The 16,314-nt window shown below is 68.3% G+C and carries 19 protein-coding genes; 9 read left to right on the top strand and 10 right to left on the bottom strand.

Annotated features, from left to right (window positions below; translation table 11 throughout):
- Positions 1-17 precede the first annotated feature (17 nt).
- Both GA0070603_RS05415 and GA0070603_RS05420 read right to left on the bottom strand, forming a co-directional pair.
- Complete coding sequence (locus GA0070603_RS05415) at positions 18-779, bottom strand: ABC transporter permease (protein WP_091308020.1); 762 nt, start codon at positions 777-779, stop codon at positions 18-20.
- Positions 776-1,606 carry an ABC transporter ATP-binding protein gene (locus GA0070603_RS05420; RefSeq protein WP_091308022.1) on the bottom strand — a complete coding sequence of 277 codons (831 nt, stop codon included), beginning with the start codon at positions 1,604-1,606 and terminating at the stop codon, positions 776-778. Before GA0070603_RS05420 ends, GA0070603_RS05415 begins: the two co-directional genes overlap by 4 nt.
- Before the next feature lie 282 nt (positions 1,607-1,888).
- Between GA0070603_RS05420 and GA0070603_RS05425 the strand changes: the two genes are divergently transcribed.
- On the top strand, positions 1,889-3,364 hold the full coding sequence (locus GA0070603_RS05425; protein ID WP_167544501.1) for a tetratricopeptide repeat protein: 1,476 nt from the start codon (positions 1,889-1,891) through the stop codon (positions 3,362-3,364).
- 137 nt (positions 3,365-3,501) lie between these two features.
- Here GA0070603_RS05425 and GA0070603_RS05430 read toward each other — a convergent pair whose 3' ends face one another.
- Entirely contained in the window at positions 3,502-3,960 is a 459-nt protein-coding gene (locus tag GA0070603_RS05430; protein WP_091308028.1) for an SRPBCC family protein, read from the bottom strand.
- 144 nt (positions 3,961-4,104) lie between these two features.
- On the opposite strand from GA0070603_RS05430, the gene GA0070603_RS05435 reads away from it, so the two are divergent.
- Together GA0070603_RS05435 and GA0070603_RS05440 are read left to right on the top strand one after the other, a co-directional pair.
- Entirely contained in the window at positions 4,105-4,824 is a 720-nt protein-coding gene (locus GA0070603_RS05435) for a hypothetical protein (protein WP_244282416.1), read from the top strand.
- A 65-nt stretch (positions 4,825-4,889) separates the two neighbouring features.
- Positions 4,890-5,765: a class I SAM-dependent methyltransferase gene (locus GA0070603_RS05440; protein WP_167544502.1), complete on the top strand. Its 876-nt coding sequence runs from the start codon at positions 4,890-4,892 to the stop codon at positions 5,763-5,765.
- Between the two features lie 228 nt (positions 5,766-5,993).
- Here GA0070603_RS05440 and GA0070603_RS05445 read toward each other — a convergent pair whose 3' ends face one another.
- On the bottom strand, positions 5,994-6,497 hold the full coding sequence (locus tag GA0070603_RS05445; RefSeq protein WP_091308037.1) for an NUDIX hydrolase: 504 nt from the start codon (positions 6,495-6,497) through the stop codon (positions 5,994-5,996).
- A 123-nt stretch (positions 6,498-6,620) separates the two neighbouring features.
- Here GA0070603_RS05445 and GA0070603_RS05450 point away from each other — a divergent pair, with 123 nt between their 5' ends.
- Positions 6,621-7,007, top strand: a complete 387-nt coding sequence (locus GA0070603_RS05450; RefSeq protein WP_091321593.1) for a hypothetical protein — start codon at positions 6,621-6,623, stop codon at positions 7,005-7,007.
- Positions 7,008-7,136: 129 nt separating this feature from the next.
- Here GA0070603_RS05450 and GA0070603_RS05455 read toward each other — a convergent pair whose 3' ends face one another.
- Both GA0070603_RS05455 and GA0070603_RS05460 read right to left on the bottom strand, forming a co-directional pair.
- A complete protein-coding gene (locus GA0070603_RS05455) occupies positions 7,137-7,436 on the bottom strand; it encodes a hypothetical protein (RefSeq protein WP_139131826.1) in 300 nt (99 codons plus the stop codon).
- 193 nt (positions 7,437-7,629) lie between these two features.
- A complete protein-coding gene (locus GA0070603_RS05460) occupies positions 7,630-8,259 on the bottom strand; it encodes a hypothetical protein (protein ID WP_091308042.1) in 630 nt (209 codons plus the stop codon).
- Between the two features lie 362 nt (positions 8,260-8,621).
- Between GA0070603_RS05460 and GA0070603_RS05465 the strand changes: the two genes are divergently transcribed.
- Positions 8,622-9,440: a transglutaminase-like domain-containing protein gene (locus tag GA0070603_RS05465; protein WP_091308047.1), complete on the top strand. Its 819-nt coding sequence runs from the start codon at positions 8,622-8,624 to the stop codon at positions 9,438-9,440.
- Between the two features lie 166 nt (positions 9,441-9,606).
- On the opposite strand, the gene GA0070603_RS05470 is transcribed toward GA0070603_RS05465, so the two are convergent.
- Together GA0070603_RS05470 and GA0070603_RS05475 are read right to left on the bottom strand one after the other, a co-directional pair.
- The gene (locus GA0070603_RS05470) at positions 9,607-10,236 is read right to left on the bottom strand and encodes a 4a-hydroxytetrahydrobiopterin dehydratase family protein (RefSeq protein ID WP_091308051.1); all 630 of its coding nucleotides are present in this window, start codon (positions 10,234-10,236) and stop codon (positions 9,607-9,609) included.
- A 154-nt stretch (positions 10,237-10,390) separates the two neighbouring features.
- Positions 10,391-11,044 carry a Type 1 glutamine amidotransferase-like domain-containing protein gene (locus GA0070603_RS05475; RefSeq protein ID WP_091321595.1) on the bottom strand — a complete coding sequence of 218 codons (654 nt, stop codon included), beginning with the start codon at positions 11,042-11,044 and terminating at the stop codon, positions 10,391-10,393.
- Between the two features lie 469 nt (positions 11,045-11,513).
- On the opposite strand from GA0070603_RS05475, the gene GA0070603_RS05485 reads away from it, so the two are divergent.
- On the top strand, positions 11,514-12,437 hold the full coding sequence (locus GA0070603_RS05485) for an AEC family transporter (RefSeq protein WP_091308059.1): 924 nt from the start codon (positions 11,514-11,516) through the stop codon (positions 12,435-12,437).
- 231 nt (positions 12,438-12,668) lie between these two features.
- Here the strand turns inward: GA0070603_RS05485 and GA0070603_RS05490 are convergent, their stop codons facing one another.
- The gene (locus GA0070603_RS05490) at positions 12,669-13,046 is read right to left on the bottom strand and encodes an EthD family reductase (RefSeq protein ID WP_091308061.1); all 378 of its coding nucleotides are present in this window, start codon (positions 13,044-13,046) and stop codon (positions 12,669-12,671) included.
- Positions 13,018-14,190 carry an HAD-IA family hydrolase gene (locus GA0070603_RS05495; RefSeq protein ID WP_139131827.1) on the bottom strand — a complete coding sequence of 391 codons (1,173 nt, stop codon included), beginning with the start codon at positions 14,188-14,190 and terminating at the stop codon, positions 13,018-13,020. Before GA0070603_RS05495 ends, GA0070603_RS05490 begins: the two co-directional genes overlap by 29 nt.
- A 177-nt stretch (positions 14,191-14,367) precedes the next feature.
- On the opposite strand from GA0070603_RS05495, the gene GA0070603_RS05500 reads away from it, so the two are divergent.
- The 3 genes from GA0070603_RS05500 to GA0070603_RS05510 all read left to right on the top strand — a co-directional run bounded on the left by GA0070603_RS05500 (position 14,368) and on the right by GA0070603_RS05510 (position 16,217).
- Positions 14,368-14,721, top strand: coding sequence for a winged helix-turn-helix transcriptional regulator (locus GA0070603_RS05500; protein ID WP_091308068.1), 354 nt, complete (start codon positions 14,368-14,370; stop codon positions 14,719-14,721).
- A gap of 69 nt (positions 14,722-14,790) precedes the next feature.
- Positions 14,791-15,357 (top strand): carboxymuconolactone decarboxylase family protein, encoded by a 567-nt coding sequence (locus tag GA0070603_RS05505; protein ID WP_091308071.1) that lies wholly within the window; start codon positions 14,791-14,793, stop codon positions 15,355-15,357.
- Positions 15,357-16,217, top strand: a complete 861-nt coding sequence (locus GA0070603_RS05510; protein ID WP_091308075.1) for a PhzF family phenazine biosynthesis protein — start codon at positions 15,357-15,359, stop codon at positions 16,215-16,217. Before GA0070603_RS05505 ends, GA0070603_RS05510 begins: the two co-directional genes overlap by 1 nt.
- The last annotated feature ends 97 nt before the right edge of the window (positions 16,218-16,314 follow it).

The raw sequence follows: 16,314 nt of genomic DNA on the forward strand, positions 1-16,314 counted from the left end.
ATGACCAGGGCCCGTCGTCAACTGATCTTCCGGCGGTAGATGGTCATGGCAAAGCCGTAGGCGACGACGAGGAGGCCGGCACACCAGGCGAGGGCGATCCAGATGTCGCCACCGACGTGCTGCTGGGCGAACAGGTCGCGAAGCGTGTTGACGATGGACGTCACCGGTTGGTTCTCGGCGAAGGCGCGCACCGGGCCGGGCATGCTCTGCGTGGGTACGAAGGCGGAGCTGACGAACGGCAGGAAGATGAGCGGGTACGAGAACGCGCTCGCGCCGTCCACGGACTTCGCGGTCAGGCCCGGGATCACGGCGAGCCAGGTCAGGGCCAGCGTGAACAGCAGCACGATGCCAACGACCGCGAGCCAGGCCAGCGCGCCGGCCCCCGAGCGGAAGCCCATGAGCAGGGCGACCAGCACCACCACCACGACCGAGATGAGGTTGGCGACCAGAGAGGTCAGCACGTGCGCCCACAGCACGGACGAGCGTGCGACAGGCATGGACTGGAACCGCTCGAAGATGCCGCTCTTCATGTCCAGGAACAGCCGGTACGCGGTGTAGGAGATGCCCGAGGCGATCGTGATGAGCAGGATGCCGGGCAGCAGGTAGTTCACGTACTTGTCCGACCCGGTCTGGATAGCGCCGCCGAACACGTAGACGAACAGCAGCATGAAGGCGATCGGCATGATCGCGGTCGTGATGATGGTGTCCGGGCTGCGGCTGATGTGCCGCAGGGACCGCCCCAGCAGGACGAGGGTGTCGCCGAAGAAGTGCCTGTTCATCGGGCTTCCTTGGTGGCTCGTGTGGTCGGGGTGGGGGCGCCTGCGGTGCTGTCGTCGCCGACGATGGCGAGGAAGACCTCCTCGAGGGTCGGCTGCTTCTCGACGTACTCGACTTTGGCGGGCGGGAGCAGTTGCTTGAGCTCGGGGAGGGTGCCGTTGGCGATGATGCGCCCCTGGTGCAGGACGGCGATCCGGTCGGCGAGCTGTTCGGCCTCGTCGAGGTACTGCGTGGTGAGCAGCACCGTCGTGCCCTGCCGGGCGAGTTCCCGGACGGCCTGCCACACCTCGAGGCGCGCCTGGGGGTCGAGCCCGGTCGTCGGCTCGTCGAGGAAGATCACTGGTGGGTTGCCGATGAGGCTCATCGCGATGTCGAGGCGGCGGCGCATGCCGCCCGAGTATGTCGACACCTTCCGCGCGGCGGCATCGGTCAACGCGAAGCGGGCCAGCAGGTCGTCCGCGATCCGGCCCGGGTCCCGCAGGTGCCGCAACCGGGCGACCAGCACCAGGTTCTCCCGCCCGCTGAGGATCTCGTCGACGGCCGCGAACTGCCCCGTCAGGCTGATCGACTCCCGCACTCTCGCCGCCTGCGTGACGACGTCGAAGCCGTTGACGCGGGCCGCCCCGGCGTCCGGCTTGAGCAGCGTGGACAGGATCCGCACGACGGTCGTCTTGCCCGCCCCGTTGGAGCCGAGCAGGGCGAAGATGCTGCCCCGCGCCACGTCGAAGTCCACGCCGCGCAGGACGTGGAGCTCTTTGTACGACTTCTCCAGGCCCTGGACCTGGATCACAGGCACGTGGCCCTGCTCGGTTGTCGTCTGGATATTCATGGACATGGCGCCAGCATGCGGGGTTGACGCTGCGTCAAGGTCAAGCCCCAAAGCATGGCACGACGTCTGCTCAGATTCCGGGGATGGCGTCAGGCCTGATCCACCGCTCGCTCATCGGTGCGGCAGCACCTTCGGCACCGAGCGCCCCGGATCGGTCGTAGCGACCGGTTGGCGGCCGCTGGGGACGTCCAGTCATGGTTGGTTGATCGCGCCGGGCCGGCCTCGATGAGGCGGTTCCCAGGGTGCGCGAACGTCAGTAGGCGGGCCCTAAACTTGCGGCTCGTGACGACATCCCCCACTGCGGTCGAGGTGGCCTTCGCGCTGTTGCGGGAGGGCCGTATGGGCGACGCCGAGAACCTGATGACGCGCGAGCTGCAGGCGGCCGCGGACCGACATGGTCACGGCAGCCCGCAATGGGCCTCGGCCCAGTGCGACCTCGGCAACGTGCTGCTCAACGCCGATCAACTCGACCGCGCGGTGGACTGCTACCGCCGCGCCGTCTCCGCGGCGCCACGCGATCACGAGTCCCGCAAGGACCGGTTGACCTACCGACTCAATCTGGGCTTGGCGCTGCGCATGGCCGGACGACTCGACGAGGCCGAGGCCGAGTTGCGCCAGGGCGTTCAGGAGCGGCTCGCCTTCTACGGTCGCGAGCATGCCGGGTACGCGTTCGGCCTCGAACCGCTGGCGGACGTGCTGCGGCAGCGTGGCGACGTGGCAGGTGCCCGGCAGGCCGTCGAGGAGGCGGTGGCCAACCTGTGGCGCAACGGGCACGAGCGGGTGGCCTCCGCGTTGGCGTTGCGAGCGGCGATTGTGCACGCCGGTGGCACCCGTGAGCCGCTCTTCGTGGGCCTGCAGCAACTGCCGGACGAGGTCGTCGAGGAGGTCGGGCGGGTCGTCACCCAGATGCTGGACCACGGCGACCCGGCATCCAAGCCGCTGCTCACCGCCCTGGTCGCCGCCTTGGAGGAGCGGCTCGGCGTAGACCATCAGGCGACGCTCAACGCCTTGTCCGCGCTGGCGAACCTCGGCCGTGATCTCGGTGACCAGGCTGGGCGGATCGAGGCGATCGAGCGCGTGCTCGCTTCCTACGACCGCCAGGGCCGGCAGGAGGAGGCGCTGATGGCTGCGCTCGGCTTGGCGATGGCTCAGGACGAGGCCGGCGACGCCGAGGCGGCGCTGCGCACGTACGCGTCGGCGTACGCGAGGGCGGAGCGCATCGGTCGTCCGGAGCTGCGGAGCCAGGTGCTGCGCAACTGGGGTCTCGCGCTGAAGGAGGCCGGCCAGGCGGGCATGGCGGAGCAACGGTTGACCGAGGCGGTGAACCAGGCGCGCCGCGGCGCCGACCATGACACCGTCGGGCGGGCCTGCATCGCCCTCGGTGTGTTCCTCCAGCATGAGGCACGGCTGTCGGAGGCCCGCACGGTTCTGGAGGAGGGCCTGACCGTCATGGATCCCGTCCACCCGGACGCGATCATCGGCCGCAGCCACCTCGGTGCGGTCCTGGATGGCCGGACCTGCGGGTGCGGCGACATGGCGGGCACGATCGCCGACGCGTTCCGCGAATTCGTCATTACCAGGCTCCCCGCGGACCTGCTCGACCGCCTCGACGTGGCGATCGTGGACGGCGACTTCAAGATCGAAGTCGGGCTGCGGCGAGAACCGACCCAGGGCGAGATCGATCGGCTCAACGAAGTCTTCCAAACCGCTCACGCCGAATTCCGCCACCGGATCAGCGAACCCCGCTACGCCGGCTGACCGCCCAGTAGCAGGTTATCGGCGCGCACGACCAGGCCTCGACCTCGCCACGATCACACGCACTGTTCTCGGCATGGTCGGATGCGTCCCACCTGCCGAGCAGCCAACACCCGACCAGCGGCTACGACAGGGAGGCGCTAGCCCAGTTCGACGAGTCTGGCGAGGTTCGCCAGGGCCATGCGCGTACCCGTCTCGTTGTCCTCGGCCGGAATCGCGTCGGGAATGCCGTCATGCACGACGACGACTTCGGTTGCGCCGTCCACCTCGGTGAGCGTCGTGGTCATGGTCATCGCGCCGCCCAGCGCGGGATCGTCAGTCTCGAACTCGACCACCTCGACCACCTGCCGGTCGGGCACGAGCTTGACGAACCGGCCGTGGTAAGTGTCGGTGTGCGCCGTCGACTTGCCGGTATTGTCCGGTGCCTCGTAGGTGAGCGAGACGCGCAACGAGCCGCCCTCGCGCGCGTCGAACTCGTGCACGTGGCCGCTCATGCCGGTGGGCACCCGCCACTTGGCGACCGCGACCGGGTCGAGCAGTGCCCGATAGACAGCTGAGCGCGGCGCCTTGACGAGTTGGGACACTTGCGTCGAGTACATGAGGTGAATCTAGTGCCCGGCGATGGGGGTCCTGCACCTCAGGCGCGTATGCGCAGGTCAAAGGCTATGCCTCTCTGGTGCTCGGAATGGCCAGGTGCAGGGTCCGGACCTGACCCCTTTCCCCCGAGGTGGCAGGCTGCTGTGATGTCTGCAGAGCCGCGCGGCGACTACTCCTGGCTGTTCGACCTGGTCACGACTGATCCGGTCGCCCGCCACCGTGCGCTGGCCCGCCATCAGGCGATCCTCGCCGCGGCGACCGACGCGCTGCACCGCTCGAATGCCCTCTGGGCGGCGCATTACCGGTCGAGGTCCAGCCAGACCCGGCTGGGCGCGGCATTGGATCAGGCGCGTGCCGATTTCCGGTGGCATCAGGAGCAGACGATCTACGGGCCTCTCCACGCCCTCCGCGATGCCGCCGATGGCGACGAGGCCGCCCGGGCGCTGTCGCTGCCGTTCGCCGCCCTTTACCTGCGGTGGGAGGCGGAGTATCCCGACGAGTGGGACGCACCGGAGTCGTGGATGTGGTCCCGCTGGGGAACCAAGGAGGCAATTCTCAGCCGGCTCGATCGCGGCGGTCTCCCGGAGGACATCCAGCCTCAGATCGCTGAGCTGATCCTCGCGGCGTTGAGGCGACCGTACCGGTGCAAGGACTGGGCGTACGCCTGCCTGGTCCGCCACCTCGACGACCCGTTGTTCTTCCACGCGGTGGAGATGCTGACTTCGGTCGACGACCCCTCGGTCCGCCTCCGAGCGCAGTTCGTTCTGCACGTGGCCGCGCACCCGGAGCTACGGATCACCCGCACGAGCTGGCGGCGGTGGCTCAACGCAGCTGGCGGCGGCCGCCCTCCAGCCCGGCGCGGCTGATCCGAGCGTCGTGGTCAAGGCCTGTACAAGAATGTCCCTGTATGCGTCGGGCTTACGATGACCCGGTGGCGACGGACAAGTGGGCCCAGTGGCTCTTGACCCGCCGGGACGGCAACAGCGTGAGCTTGCGCGCCCGCCACGCCTTGGAGCTGGCGGCGTTTCGTGACGGTGTCCTTGAGGGAGCTGGCCTTGCGGCCGACGACGTGGTCCTCGACGTGGGCTGCGGGACGGGATTGATCGGGTTCGGCGCGCTGGATCGACTCGGCCCGGACGGTCGTGTCATTTTCAGTGATGTCTCACTGGATGTGCTCGACGAGTGCCGGCGCACCGCCGGTGGCGACGGGCGGTGCAGCTTTGTGGTCGCGTCGGCCGATGATCTCGCCGGAATCGCTGACGCCTCTGTCGACGTCGTGACCACCCGGTCGGTGCTCATCTACTCCGATCGCAAGGCCGCCGCCTTCGCGGAGTTCTTCCGGGTCCTGCGGCCGGGCGGACGGATTTCCCTGTTCGAGCCCATCAACCGCTTCGTGGAGCAGCTCCGGCCCGATGATCTGTTCGGCATGGGCGACTCGCCCGTGAACGACCTGATCGCCAAGGTCGCCGATGTCTACCGGGGCACCACCGAGGGAACCACGCGACCGATGATGGACTTCGACGAGCGTGACCTCGTCGACTGGGCGGTGGCCGCCGGCTTCGAGGCGGTGGAACTGGACTACCGCGCCCAGGTCGACGTCCCCGCCGACCCGATTGGGGACTGGGAAACACTCAAGTGCGTGGCGCCCAACCCCTTGGCCCCCACGTACGGCGAAGCGATCGTCGCCGCCCTGACCGACGACGAACGCGAGCGTCTCGACACGTACATGGCAGCCCTGGCCGTGGCCGGCACGCCAACGCGACGCACGATGGCCACGGCGTTCCTTCGCGCACGGACTCCGCACTGACACCGCTGAGGACCCCGCACTCACCGACGTACCGGACACGCGTGTTCGTAAGGCCTGGAAGCCACCCACCGTAGCGCCCGGACCGCGGCAGATCCGGTAAACGACAGAGATCGAGAACGGTTCGGGAGGCGAACACGCTCTAGTCCGTCCGCGGGGCTCGTCGCCGCAGTCCAGCAAGGTCTCGGGGCATCTTGTCCATCGCAGGACAAGGGGCGTGGCAAATGTCCTTCACCCGTGGGGGTAGGTGACAACCGGCTCCGCTTCCGGATCGGAGTACGCCCAATGGGCGCCCGGCTGAGCCTGACGGGTGAGGACCGCAACTGACGGCTCCGACAGCGGCCGGTAGGGCAACTCATGAAGCAAGCGGCTTGCTTCTTCGACGGGGAACCAGCGGGCCTCCTGAATCAGACCATCTGGGTCGCGGACGTGCAGGGTCGGATCCACCACGTCGACGGTGAAGTTCCACACCCGGCTGACGGTGACTGCTCCGGTCACCGCCGCCGTGCCGTGAAGAACGAGGTCCGCGGTTGCGACGACCAGACCTGTCTCCTCGGCCAACTCTCGGCAGGCGCCCTCGAACGGCGTCTCGTGGTCCTCGATCCGCCCGCTCGGGATGTTCCAGTAGGGGCCGCCCCACCGTGGGTACTCCTCGTACACGAGAACGACTTTGTCGTCGTGATGTGCGAGAACGCCGGCGTACCGGGACCGACTCATGCTTGGCACGGGGGCCATTCAACCTCACCTCAGCACCGCGCACGGGCACGGGCACATCACTGCTTTCACTATCTGCGGCATGAGCGGACGTCCAGGGGGCGGCGATAGACTTGTCCTGCCCGTTCAACGATCATGAACCTCATGGAGGGTCAGCAGGCGCCGCAGTCGGCCGAGGGTGAGGCGAAGGTCATCACGCTCTGCGGCTCGACCAGGTTTGAGGCTGAGTTCGTGGAGGTCAACCAGCGGCTCACGATGGAAGGTTGCGTCGTGATCAGCCTCGGGATGTTCAGCCTCCCCGATCCGCCGGACTACGACTGGACAGTCGACAGCGCGGACCTGAGGGGGCGGCTTGGCGGCGTGCACTTCCAAAAGATTCGCATGGCTGACGAGGTGTACATCGTGGATCCGGGCGGCTACTTAGGTGAGTCGACCCGACGGGAGATTGCCTACGCGGAGTCGCTCGGCAAGCCGGTTCGGTATCTGAGTCGCGAGCGCTTGGCGCGAACGGGAGACGGCCCCCAAGAGTGAGTCCGACCGGGCGGTCCGCTCATTGGCGGTTCCGGATAGCGAGCGGCGGGCTCCAGACGTCACGCTGCGTGCCGCGCGGTTCACGGCATGAGCGGGCGTGGGACGTCGGCAAGCCCGGAAACTCGGAACCTACCGATCGAACTCCCAGTCGTCGAGCCGCGTGTGGATCGGGATCATGTTGATGTGCAGGTTGGTGAAGCCCTCGGACTCGAGTCGAGATAGGCACGCCTCAGCAGCATGCAGCGAGAAGAACGCGCCAAGTTGGCCAAGGATCTCGCCGCGCTCGTCTGTCTCCTCGACCGCATAGGCCAACTCAGGGCTGCGGTATCCCTTGGGAAGGATCATCACCAAGGACGGCCAGGTGCGGAGGTGCCACCGGCCAACTCGCAGACGCACGTGACGAACGCCTTGTATCTCGATTGCAAACACGCGCAGAGCCTATGTGCGCTCATCGGCACGTCCGCCTCGACCAGCACCAGGTTCGCCGCTGGGACTCCTGGCACCGCTTCACCACCCTCGCCCTGGCCGCGACGGCACCAAGCCCGAGCCCGAGCCCGACGAGCCCACTACACACGCCGCCTCAACCGCGGACTCCAGTCATGGTCTTACGGCGGCTGATGCGCTAGTCAGTGGTACTCGTCCTTTCCGTAGCGTCGCCGGAATTCTCGGTGCGGGTTACGGAGGCGAGAGACACGCCCCACGCGGCGACCAGCACCGGGACCAGTGAGTTCCACCAGTTCGGTGTCAGCCAGGGGAAGGAGCCCACGACGAATGCGGCTGCGGCGACGATGCCGACAGCTCGCCCGATCAGTCCGGCGCGTGTCGACCAGCTGAGCGTGACCGCAGCAACGGCGAAACCCAGGAACGCCAGATGCAGGGCGCCGAACGTCGAGCTGACGACCAGGGCTACGACCTCGGTTGACAGGTCGATCTCAAACACCGGGTAGACCAGACGCCCCACCGCGAGCAGTACGACGACGAGCGCGACGAGGGCGACCGTGAGAGCGGTCCCTCCCACGTCGATCCGCGCCGACGGTCCGGCCAGGCCCGCGCTGAAGAGACCGCGCGCACCGGCTCCCCAGCAGATGACCGCGAAGAACAGCAGTTCGTTGCTCCACAACAGTAACGAGCGGCCATGTTCGACCCACGCCGTCATCGCGACCGCTTCGGCAGGCGGGCCAGGGAGAAGCGACAACAGCAGGAGGGCGGCGGCGGTGAGGAGCGCCCCCACGATCATCAGCCAGCGGTGCACCCGTAAGTCGACCGCTTGGCGCGGCGTCGTGTCTCGTACCATCGGACCGCCTGTCGTAGCAGTCATCCCTCTACCGTGCCCTGCACACTCTGCCTCCCGTGAACGATCAGGTTGAGCAGTGCTGATGCCGCGCGCGTCCTGGAACTCTAGCCATGATCCCGAACGGCGGCTGCCGTACTAGCCTGCCTAGGTCAAGCATCCGGCCACCATGAGCCGGCGCTTCGGCGCTTCGACCCTCAACCAGCGGCAGATGCGCTCACGGCGATGGCTGGCCCGGGTCTGTGGCCCTCTGGCGTACGCCCTGCCGGTCAGCACAGTGTCAGGGGACGGCAGATCCCTGTGGCGGCGCCTACGATGCCGGCATGACGGGGGCGATCGACTACGCCGTGGCAGGTCCGTTGACGAGGATCGACGGGCTCCACGAGCCGGTGCTGGAGAGCCTTCCGAGCGACCCCGTCGAGATCTGCCGTGTTGTCCACGACCTGGTCATCCAGCCCACAGACGCGAAGAGTTCGGGGGTTCCCGCCGAGCGGTTCGTCGAGAATCAGCATCGTCCCGTTGACAAGCTGATCGGGGCCCTGCTGGCCCTCGATCCAGCCCCGGTGACCGTTCCGCGCGCCTCCGATCGGCGGGTCATTGGCACCTGCCGCCATTTCGCCGTGCTCAGCTGTGCCCTGCTGCGCTACCGCGGGATCGCGGCCCGGGCCCGCTGCGGCTTCGCCACGTACGTCCAGGCCGGGCAGGGCGTGGATCACTGGATCACGGAGTACCGGCACGACGGCCGCTGGGTGCGGATCGACTCCGAGATCTTGGACGGCTGCCTCGTGGCGAAACCCGAAGATCTCGCCGCTGGCGAGTTCCTCACCGGCGGCGAGGCGTGGATGGCTTTCCGGGACGGCCGCGTCGATGCCAAGGACTTCGGCGTGTACGGCACCGACAACTGGGGACCGGCCGAGATCCGGGGAAACGCGGTGAGGGATCTCGCCGCGGTGAACAGGGTCGAGATGCTGCCGTGGGACGAGTGGGGACGCATGGAGGCGTCCTACAAGGGCGAGACCGGCCCCGACTACGACGAACTCATCGACACGATCGCCGCCACCTGCGCCACCGACGATCCGCGCGCCATCGCGAGCCTCTACGCCTCCGAGGACCTCGCAGTGCCTACCGCGCTTCTGCGCTGACGATCCCCGGCGGCGATGCGGCGTAGTCGCCGCACGTGGTCCAACGCACCAGTCCGCACGACAAGGCGGCGGCACGGGTGTCAGGCACACTGATCGCCTGCACTCCGCAAGTGCGCCCGTAGGACGTGCTTGTACGGCCTTGCCACACGTTGTTCAAGCGGGCCCGCTATTCGCGGCCGACCCACGTGGCGATGCATGCCTCGTTGCCCTCGGCGTCGGCCAGCACCCACCACATCGGCGCATGCGCTGCGGAAATCACGCGGCCCCCGGCGGCCAGGGCAGCGGCGATGCGGTCCTCGGCTTGATCATGCGGGACGGCGATGTCGATGTGCATACGGTTGCGTTGCGATCGCGGCGCCGCCATGCATTGCAGTCCGAACCCTGGACCCCGCCGCGCCGGATCAGCAAGGTAATCGTCACCGATCTGTCGATAACCGAGCAGCGCCCGCCAGAACGGCAGCACGTCGGCGCTCACCAGGGCGTCCAGGGTGATGTTGATGAGCTGCACGGCAGTGGGATCGGCGGTGATGCCAAGCTCGAGGGCAGCTGCCGATATCCGTCGAGCCAGTGAGACGTCGCGCCGGGACAGCGACACGGTGACACCCGCGTGACGCAGGTCCACGTTGAGGTACTCCTCTTCGTCGCGCCCGGCGATCCGACCGATCTCGTCGACGAACGCGATCCCCTCCGACAGGGAGGCGGTCCGGAAGTGGGCCGAGACCAGGTGGTAGAGACAACGCCAGTCCTCGACACCGTCGGCCGCATGGAAACGCCCGGCGGTCATCTGCACTGTCATGGGTGCGAACCTAACACCGACGGCCGAACGCATACCCGCTGCGGCTTGGCGACCTCCGGAGACGGTCCGATACGGCATCCGCTGATCGGCAGACCCACGCGCCATCAGCGGCATGTGCGGGTGCTTCGCCACGCCGATCACTGTCGGCCCGCGGCTACGCGGGGAACAGCTTCCAGTGCCCCTCGGAGACGACCTCGACGCTGCCGTCGGTCACCTTGATGGCCGTCTGGTCGTCGATCGCGTACGCCGGACCGGCGATCTCGGCCGCCCACCGCTCGGCACCAGCCATGGTGTTGTCCGGCTCGAGACCCAGGTGCGGGAAGATCGAGAAGTCGACGACCCCCAGTGTGGAGTCGTCGGGTGCGAACTGCCATTCGACGAAGTCCGCACCGATCCGGGGGGTCAGCACCATGCTCCCCGCACTCAACCCCACCCAGACGGTGTCCCACAGTGACGGCAGGAGGTCCGCCAGCCCGGACTGCCGCATCCAGTGGCTCAGGTACGTCGCGTCGCCGCCGCCCACGAGCAGGACGTCAGCCTCCCGGACCCAGGGGACCCACCGCTCCTCGCCGATGCTGGGCAGCGCTGTCAACTCGAGGACGCCCAGCGACTTCCAGCCCAGGCCGGACATGGGTAGCGGCGTCTGACCGGCGATGAAGCGCCAGGCCGAGGCCGGCCCGCCCATGGGGTGGGTCGCTGTCGGGATGCACAGGGCACTGGATTCGGCGATCGGCTTGCCCAGCAGGTCGACCAGCGCATCGTGGATGCTCGGGTTCTGGACGCCCGCGGAGGTGAGAAGAAGCTTCACGCTTGCCTCCTGTACGTAGAGGTCATGAAACGCTCTCCCCGAGAGTCGGGAGACGGGTGCATGGGAGTACAGACTGGACACCGTAACGAAACTCATCGCCGTGGCGACCCGGTGCGTCACCAGCAGCGATGAACGCCGGTCCACCCAAAGCGGCAAATGTGTACGTGGGGATGATCCCGTGAAGCTGCGGATGAGCGGGCTGTTTGCTCGGTCCGGACGGGATGCGAGGCTGAACACGTGGCTTCCCGACCGACGTACACGTGGACAACCCCCGGCTGCCCGGCGGCTTGGTACGCACCTTGGACGCGTCGGTGTCTCTGAAGACCAGCGAGAGCGCAGTGGAGTGTCACGGAACTGGGCTCACCCTGCGGCAGGTCGATGACATCCTCGCCCAGGTGGTGAACCCCGCCGCCCCGGACGCCCGCCAGTCCCTCAGCCGGCGCGACGCCCGCCCGCCGGTAACGCCAGCATGAGTTTGGTGTCGGCGTTCGTACCGATCTGGATCCTTACCGCGGTCGGCTACGCGGCCTGCCGGTGGGGCCTGCTGGGCGAGGCGGTGGCGTCGGTGCTCGGCCGCTTCGTGTTCCACCTTGCGATGCCGTCCGCCCTGTTCCTGGCCCTGTCCCGAATGCCGCTGTCCGGGTTCGCCGGCCGATCGCTGCTCGCCTTCGGCGTGTGCACTGCCGCGGTCGTCGGGTTCGGGTGGGTCGGCGCGAGCCGGCTGTTCGGTCGCAAGCCCGGCGAACGGCCGATCTGGGGCATGGCCGCCGGGTACGTGAACTCGGCGAACCTCGGCATCCCGATCGCAACGCAGGTTCTCGGCAATGTGTCGTTCCTGGCGGAGGTGGTGCTGCTGCAGGTGCTGGTGGTGACGCCCGTGGTCCTGGTCGCCCTGGACCGGCACAGCGACCCGGCCGGGCGGGTACGGGTCCGCCGTATCGCCTCCCTGCCGGTACGCAACCCGGTGATCCTGGCTTCGCTGCTCGGTGTCGCGTGCTCGGCTGCCGGCCTGCATCTGCCGTCGGCGGCCGACGCGTCGCTCAGCCTGCTGTCGGGCGCCGCGGTTCCGGCCGCCCTGGTCGCGCTCGGCGCGTCGCTGCACCGCACGGCGCCGTCGGGGGCAGAACCGCCCGACCTGGCCGAGCTGGCCGTGATCACCGCGCTGAAGCTCGTCGCGCAGCCGGTCATCGCGTACGCGGCCGGGCTGGCCCTGCACCTGTCCGCGCCGCAGTTGCTCGCCGTGGTGGTGTGCGCGGGCCTGCCGACAGCGCAGAACACGTTCATCTTCGGCCAGGAGTACGGCGTCGGCGAGGCGGTGGCCAACCGGGCGGTGGTGGTGACCACGACGTTGTCGCTGGCGACCCTGGCTGCGGCGGCGGCGCTGCTCGGGTAGGTCCGTGAGCTGACTCGTCCAGCAATCATGGTGAGTCACGCCGACCATGGCGCTGGCGCACATGTCTGCAGCCACGATCATCGCCTGATGATCCGGCGGGCGATCTCGATGCCGTACTGGCGGTGAGAGTGTACGGACGACTACGGCCGCCGTGTTGGCCAGCCGGGGCTGGCGCCGTTGGTGTTGAGGCCACCGGCGCGCTCCGTGGCTATCGGGCGCGAAGTCCCGGGTTCAGGCGGTGCCGTGTTGCACCGGATAGTGAATGACGACCACGCCGCCGGTGGCGTAGTTGGCGACATCGGCGGTCACTTGCCGGCCCTGTGGCGACGCCCTCGCCGCGGTCATCGCCGCGGCGTCGGCGAACTCGGCTTCGAAGACCGCGAAGTACGGCGTCTCTCCCTGCGTCGCTGCCACGTCGAAGCTGTAGCGCCACGCCAGCAGGCCGGGCAGGCGGGTGACCAGCGGGAGGTGGTGGGTTACGTAGTAGTCGCGGAAGTGGTCGGGATCAGCGGGTTCGGGATACAGGACCAACAGCTTGTGAGTCGAGCCGTTCGAGTCGGGGCACGGGAGACCGCCGGAATCAGCGAGTCGTTCGGTTCCCTGGTTCACGGGTGCGTCCTTCCAGCCAGCCGGTGATGAGCGGGACGGTGTCACTGAGGGTGTCGACGCGGTGGTGTGCGCCAGCGAGCTCGTCGTCAAGGTGGGTGGTGCGTACCGCGACCACTGTCATGCCGGCGGTTCGGGCTGCTTGGACGCCGGCGGGAGCGTCCTCGATCACCAGGCAGTCGGACGCCGGCACGTCGAGGAGTTGAGCCGCGCGTAGGTAGCCTTCCGGATCCGGTTTGCCGCGGCGGACCTGGCTGCTGTCGACCAGGACTGGAGGGTCGGGTAGCCCGCCGGCGCGCAGGCGTTGCAGGACGGTGGGCGTTCGGCCTGAGGTCACGACGCCCCACCGCCGGTCCTGCAACAGGCGCAACACTGCGGCGGCGTCGGCGTACACGGGAAAGACGTCGCCTTCGTTCGCCATGAACTCCCGGATCAGCGAGTATTCGGCGGCGGCGTCGAGTTGTGGCGCTACGGCCTGGATGGTGTCGACGGGCCGGCGGCCGTGGGTGTGCGACCAGACCAGGTCCGGGTCGAGGTTGCGGTGGTCGGCCCATCGGCTCCAGATCCGGCGGTACGCGGGGTACGAGTCGACGAGCACGCCGTCGACGTCGAACAACACCGCCTTGTCATTCGCGCCCGCACCGATGTCGTGGAGGTGATGGAGCCCTTCGTGCGCGGCCTGCCGCACCATCCACAGGACGGTGCGGTGTTCCCCAGAAAGCCGGACAGCTGTCCGGCTCCACTGCGGCTCGCTGATCTCGCTCGCGAGGGCGGCGAACCGATCGGCATTACGGTCGAGATCCAGCAGGACGGCGGCCAGTGGTTGCTGGTTGTAGGCGCCCTGCTCGGCGCGCTCGTCGTTGCGCATCGGTTCGAGCGTGGGCTCGTGCTCGGTCAGCGTGCGGCGAACCCGGGTGTCGTAGACGTCGTAGACGTCGCGGACATGGCCGGCGTACTCCAGTGCCGACCACACCCCGGACGCGGGCCGCCGGCGCACGACGTCGGCCGGCAGGTGCTGCAGGCGCCGCCGGTACCGCCCGGGATGGCTGCGGATCAGCCCGAGGGCCGCGGACGGGGTCAGGTCGCCGTATCGCAGAGCACACGATTCGCAGAAGTGGTCCTCTTCCGGCAGGGGTGCAAGGGCCATCACCCCGCCCGGGCTGGGCGGTAGGCCGACCGTGGTCGCAGCCTGCTCGGCCAGGTCCCTGGTTGTCCCGGGTAGCGGTAAACGTCTCACGAAGCCATCCCCATCGCTTCGGAAATCGAATCAGCGCGGTGGACGCTACTGTATCGAAGATCGAAGCAGCAAGAGGGGGCACAGGCGATGACGGCACCCAGGCCGGGCCGGCCGGTACGCGGATCGAGCACCGGGCGACCCCTCATGGCCGCCCTCGACCTCTTCGGCCGCCGCTGGAACCTGCGCATCATCTGGGAGCTGCAGTACGGGCCGGTCGGGTTCCGCGCGTTGCAGCAGCGCTGCGACAACATGTCCTCCAGCGTCCTGCGGCAACGGCTGACCGAACTCCTCGACGCCCGCCTCGTCGCCCAGCAGCCCGACACGGCCTACACGCTCACCGACCTGGGCCACGGCGTCTACCAGGCATTGCGTCCGCTCGCCCGCTGGTCCGACGCGTGGGCCTCGACCCTGGGTGAGGACGGCGAACAACCGAAACCGTGAAGCGCCACCTCTGGCGCTTCGTGAACCGAATCGCTACGGTGCTTCTGAATCCGAATCACCGGAGGGGCCATGGCTCGCATCCTGGCGCTCGAACCGCCGTTCCCGCCGGACGTGGAGGCGCAACTCGCCACGATGATGCCCGCCGGCGTGCCTCCCATCGGCCTGTTCCGGACGTTCGCCAAGAACTTGCCGATGACCATCGCGATGAGCAACTGGGGCAGGTACGAACTCGGCCGCGACCTCACCCTGACACTCCGCGAACGGGAGATCGTCATCCTGCGCACCTGCGCACGCTGTCGCTGCGAATACGAGTGGGGCGTCCACGTGATGGTCTTCGCTGACCGTGCCGGACTCACGCCGGCCGAGGTCACCTCGCTCACCTACGGCTCGCCTGACGATCCCTGCTGGACGGCCGGCCGCGAAGCCATGCTCCTCCGGATGGTGGACGCCCTGCACGACTCGTGCGACGTCGACGACGAACTGTGGCAATCGGCGCAGGCGTTGTTCGACGAGCGTCAGCTACTCGACGTGCTCCTGCTGTGCGGGTGGTACCACGCGATCTGCTTCGCCGCCCGCACCGCTCGCGTCGACCTGGAGCCCGGCGCTCCCCGCTTCGCCGACGACACGGCTGCCTGATGGCCGGACCACCGGTGGCCGTGGTGAACGCCTGCACCCGCGACGGCCGAGGCGGCAGCCCCACCGCCGTCGTGATCGACGACGCCACCCTCACCGACGGCGACCGGCACACCATCGCCCGTACGACCGGCACCTCTCACACCGCGTTCATCGACACCAGCACAGCGGACACGCCCACGGTGCGCTTCTTCACCAGCGCCGGGGAACTCACGAACTGCGGCCATGGCATCATGGCCGCGCAAGCCGTCCTGCTGCACCGCAGCGGCGCCGCCGAGCAGCACGGCAGCCTGCGCACCCCAGGCCGCATCTTCGCCACGACCGCCATCCGCCGTCGCGACGGCGTCGAGGTCTGGTTCGACCAAGGCGTTACCACCCTGTCGAACCAGGCCGACGCCACCGACGGTGGCATCATCGCGGCCCTCGGCCTCCAACAAGCGGACATCGCCGCCGGCGTACGGGTCGCTTCGCCCGGCACGCCACGACTTCTTGTCCCCGTCCGAGATCACCGGACGCTGCTGTCCATGCAGCCCGACTTCGATCGGCTGGCAACCGCGTGCCGCCGACTCGGATATCTCGGCTGCTTCGCCTACGCACTGTCGCCGACCGCGAGAACGGCGGCAGCCCGCATGTTCGCCCCCGCGATCGGGGTCAACGAGGACATCGCGAACGCCAACAGTGTCGGCTGCCTCGCCGCCCACCTCCTCGACACCTCCGGCAACGGCGACATCGAAGTCCACCAGGGTGACACGCTCAAGAGGCCATCATCGATCTCCGCGAGCGCGACCCGTACCGGATCCGGCATCGTCGCGAGAATCGGCGCAGTGGTCGACACTTCACCCAGACCAGCGCGTCCTGGATGAACATGGTTGAGGTGTTCTACGGGATCATCAGTCGGCAGGCGATCCGGCGCGGGAGCTTCACCAGCGTCACTGACGCGCCCTGGCCAACTTTCCAGAA

This window comes from Micromonospora chersina (genome assembly GCF_900091475.1).
Classification (GTDB): Bacteria; Actinomycetota; Actinomycetes; order Mycobacteriales; family Micromonosporaceae; genus Micromonospora; species Micromonospora chersina.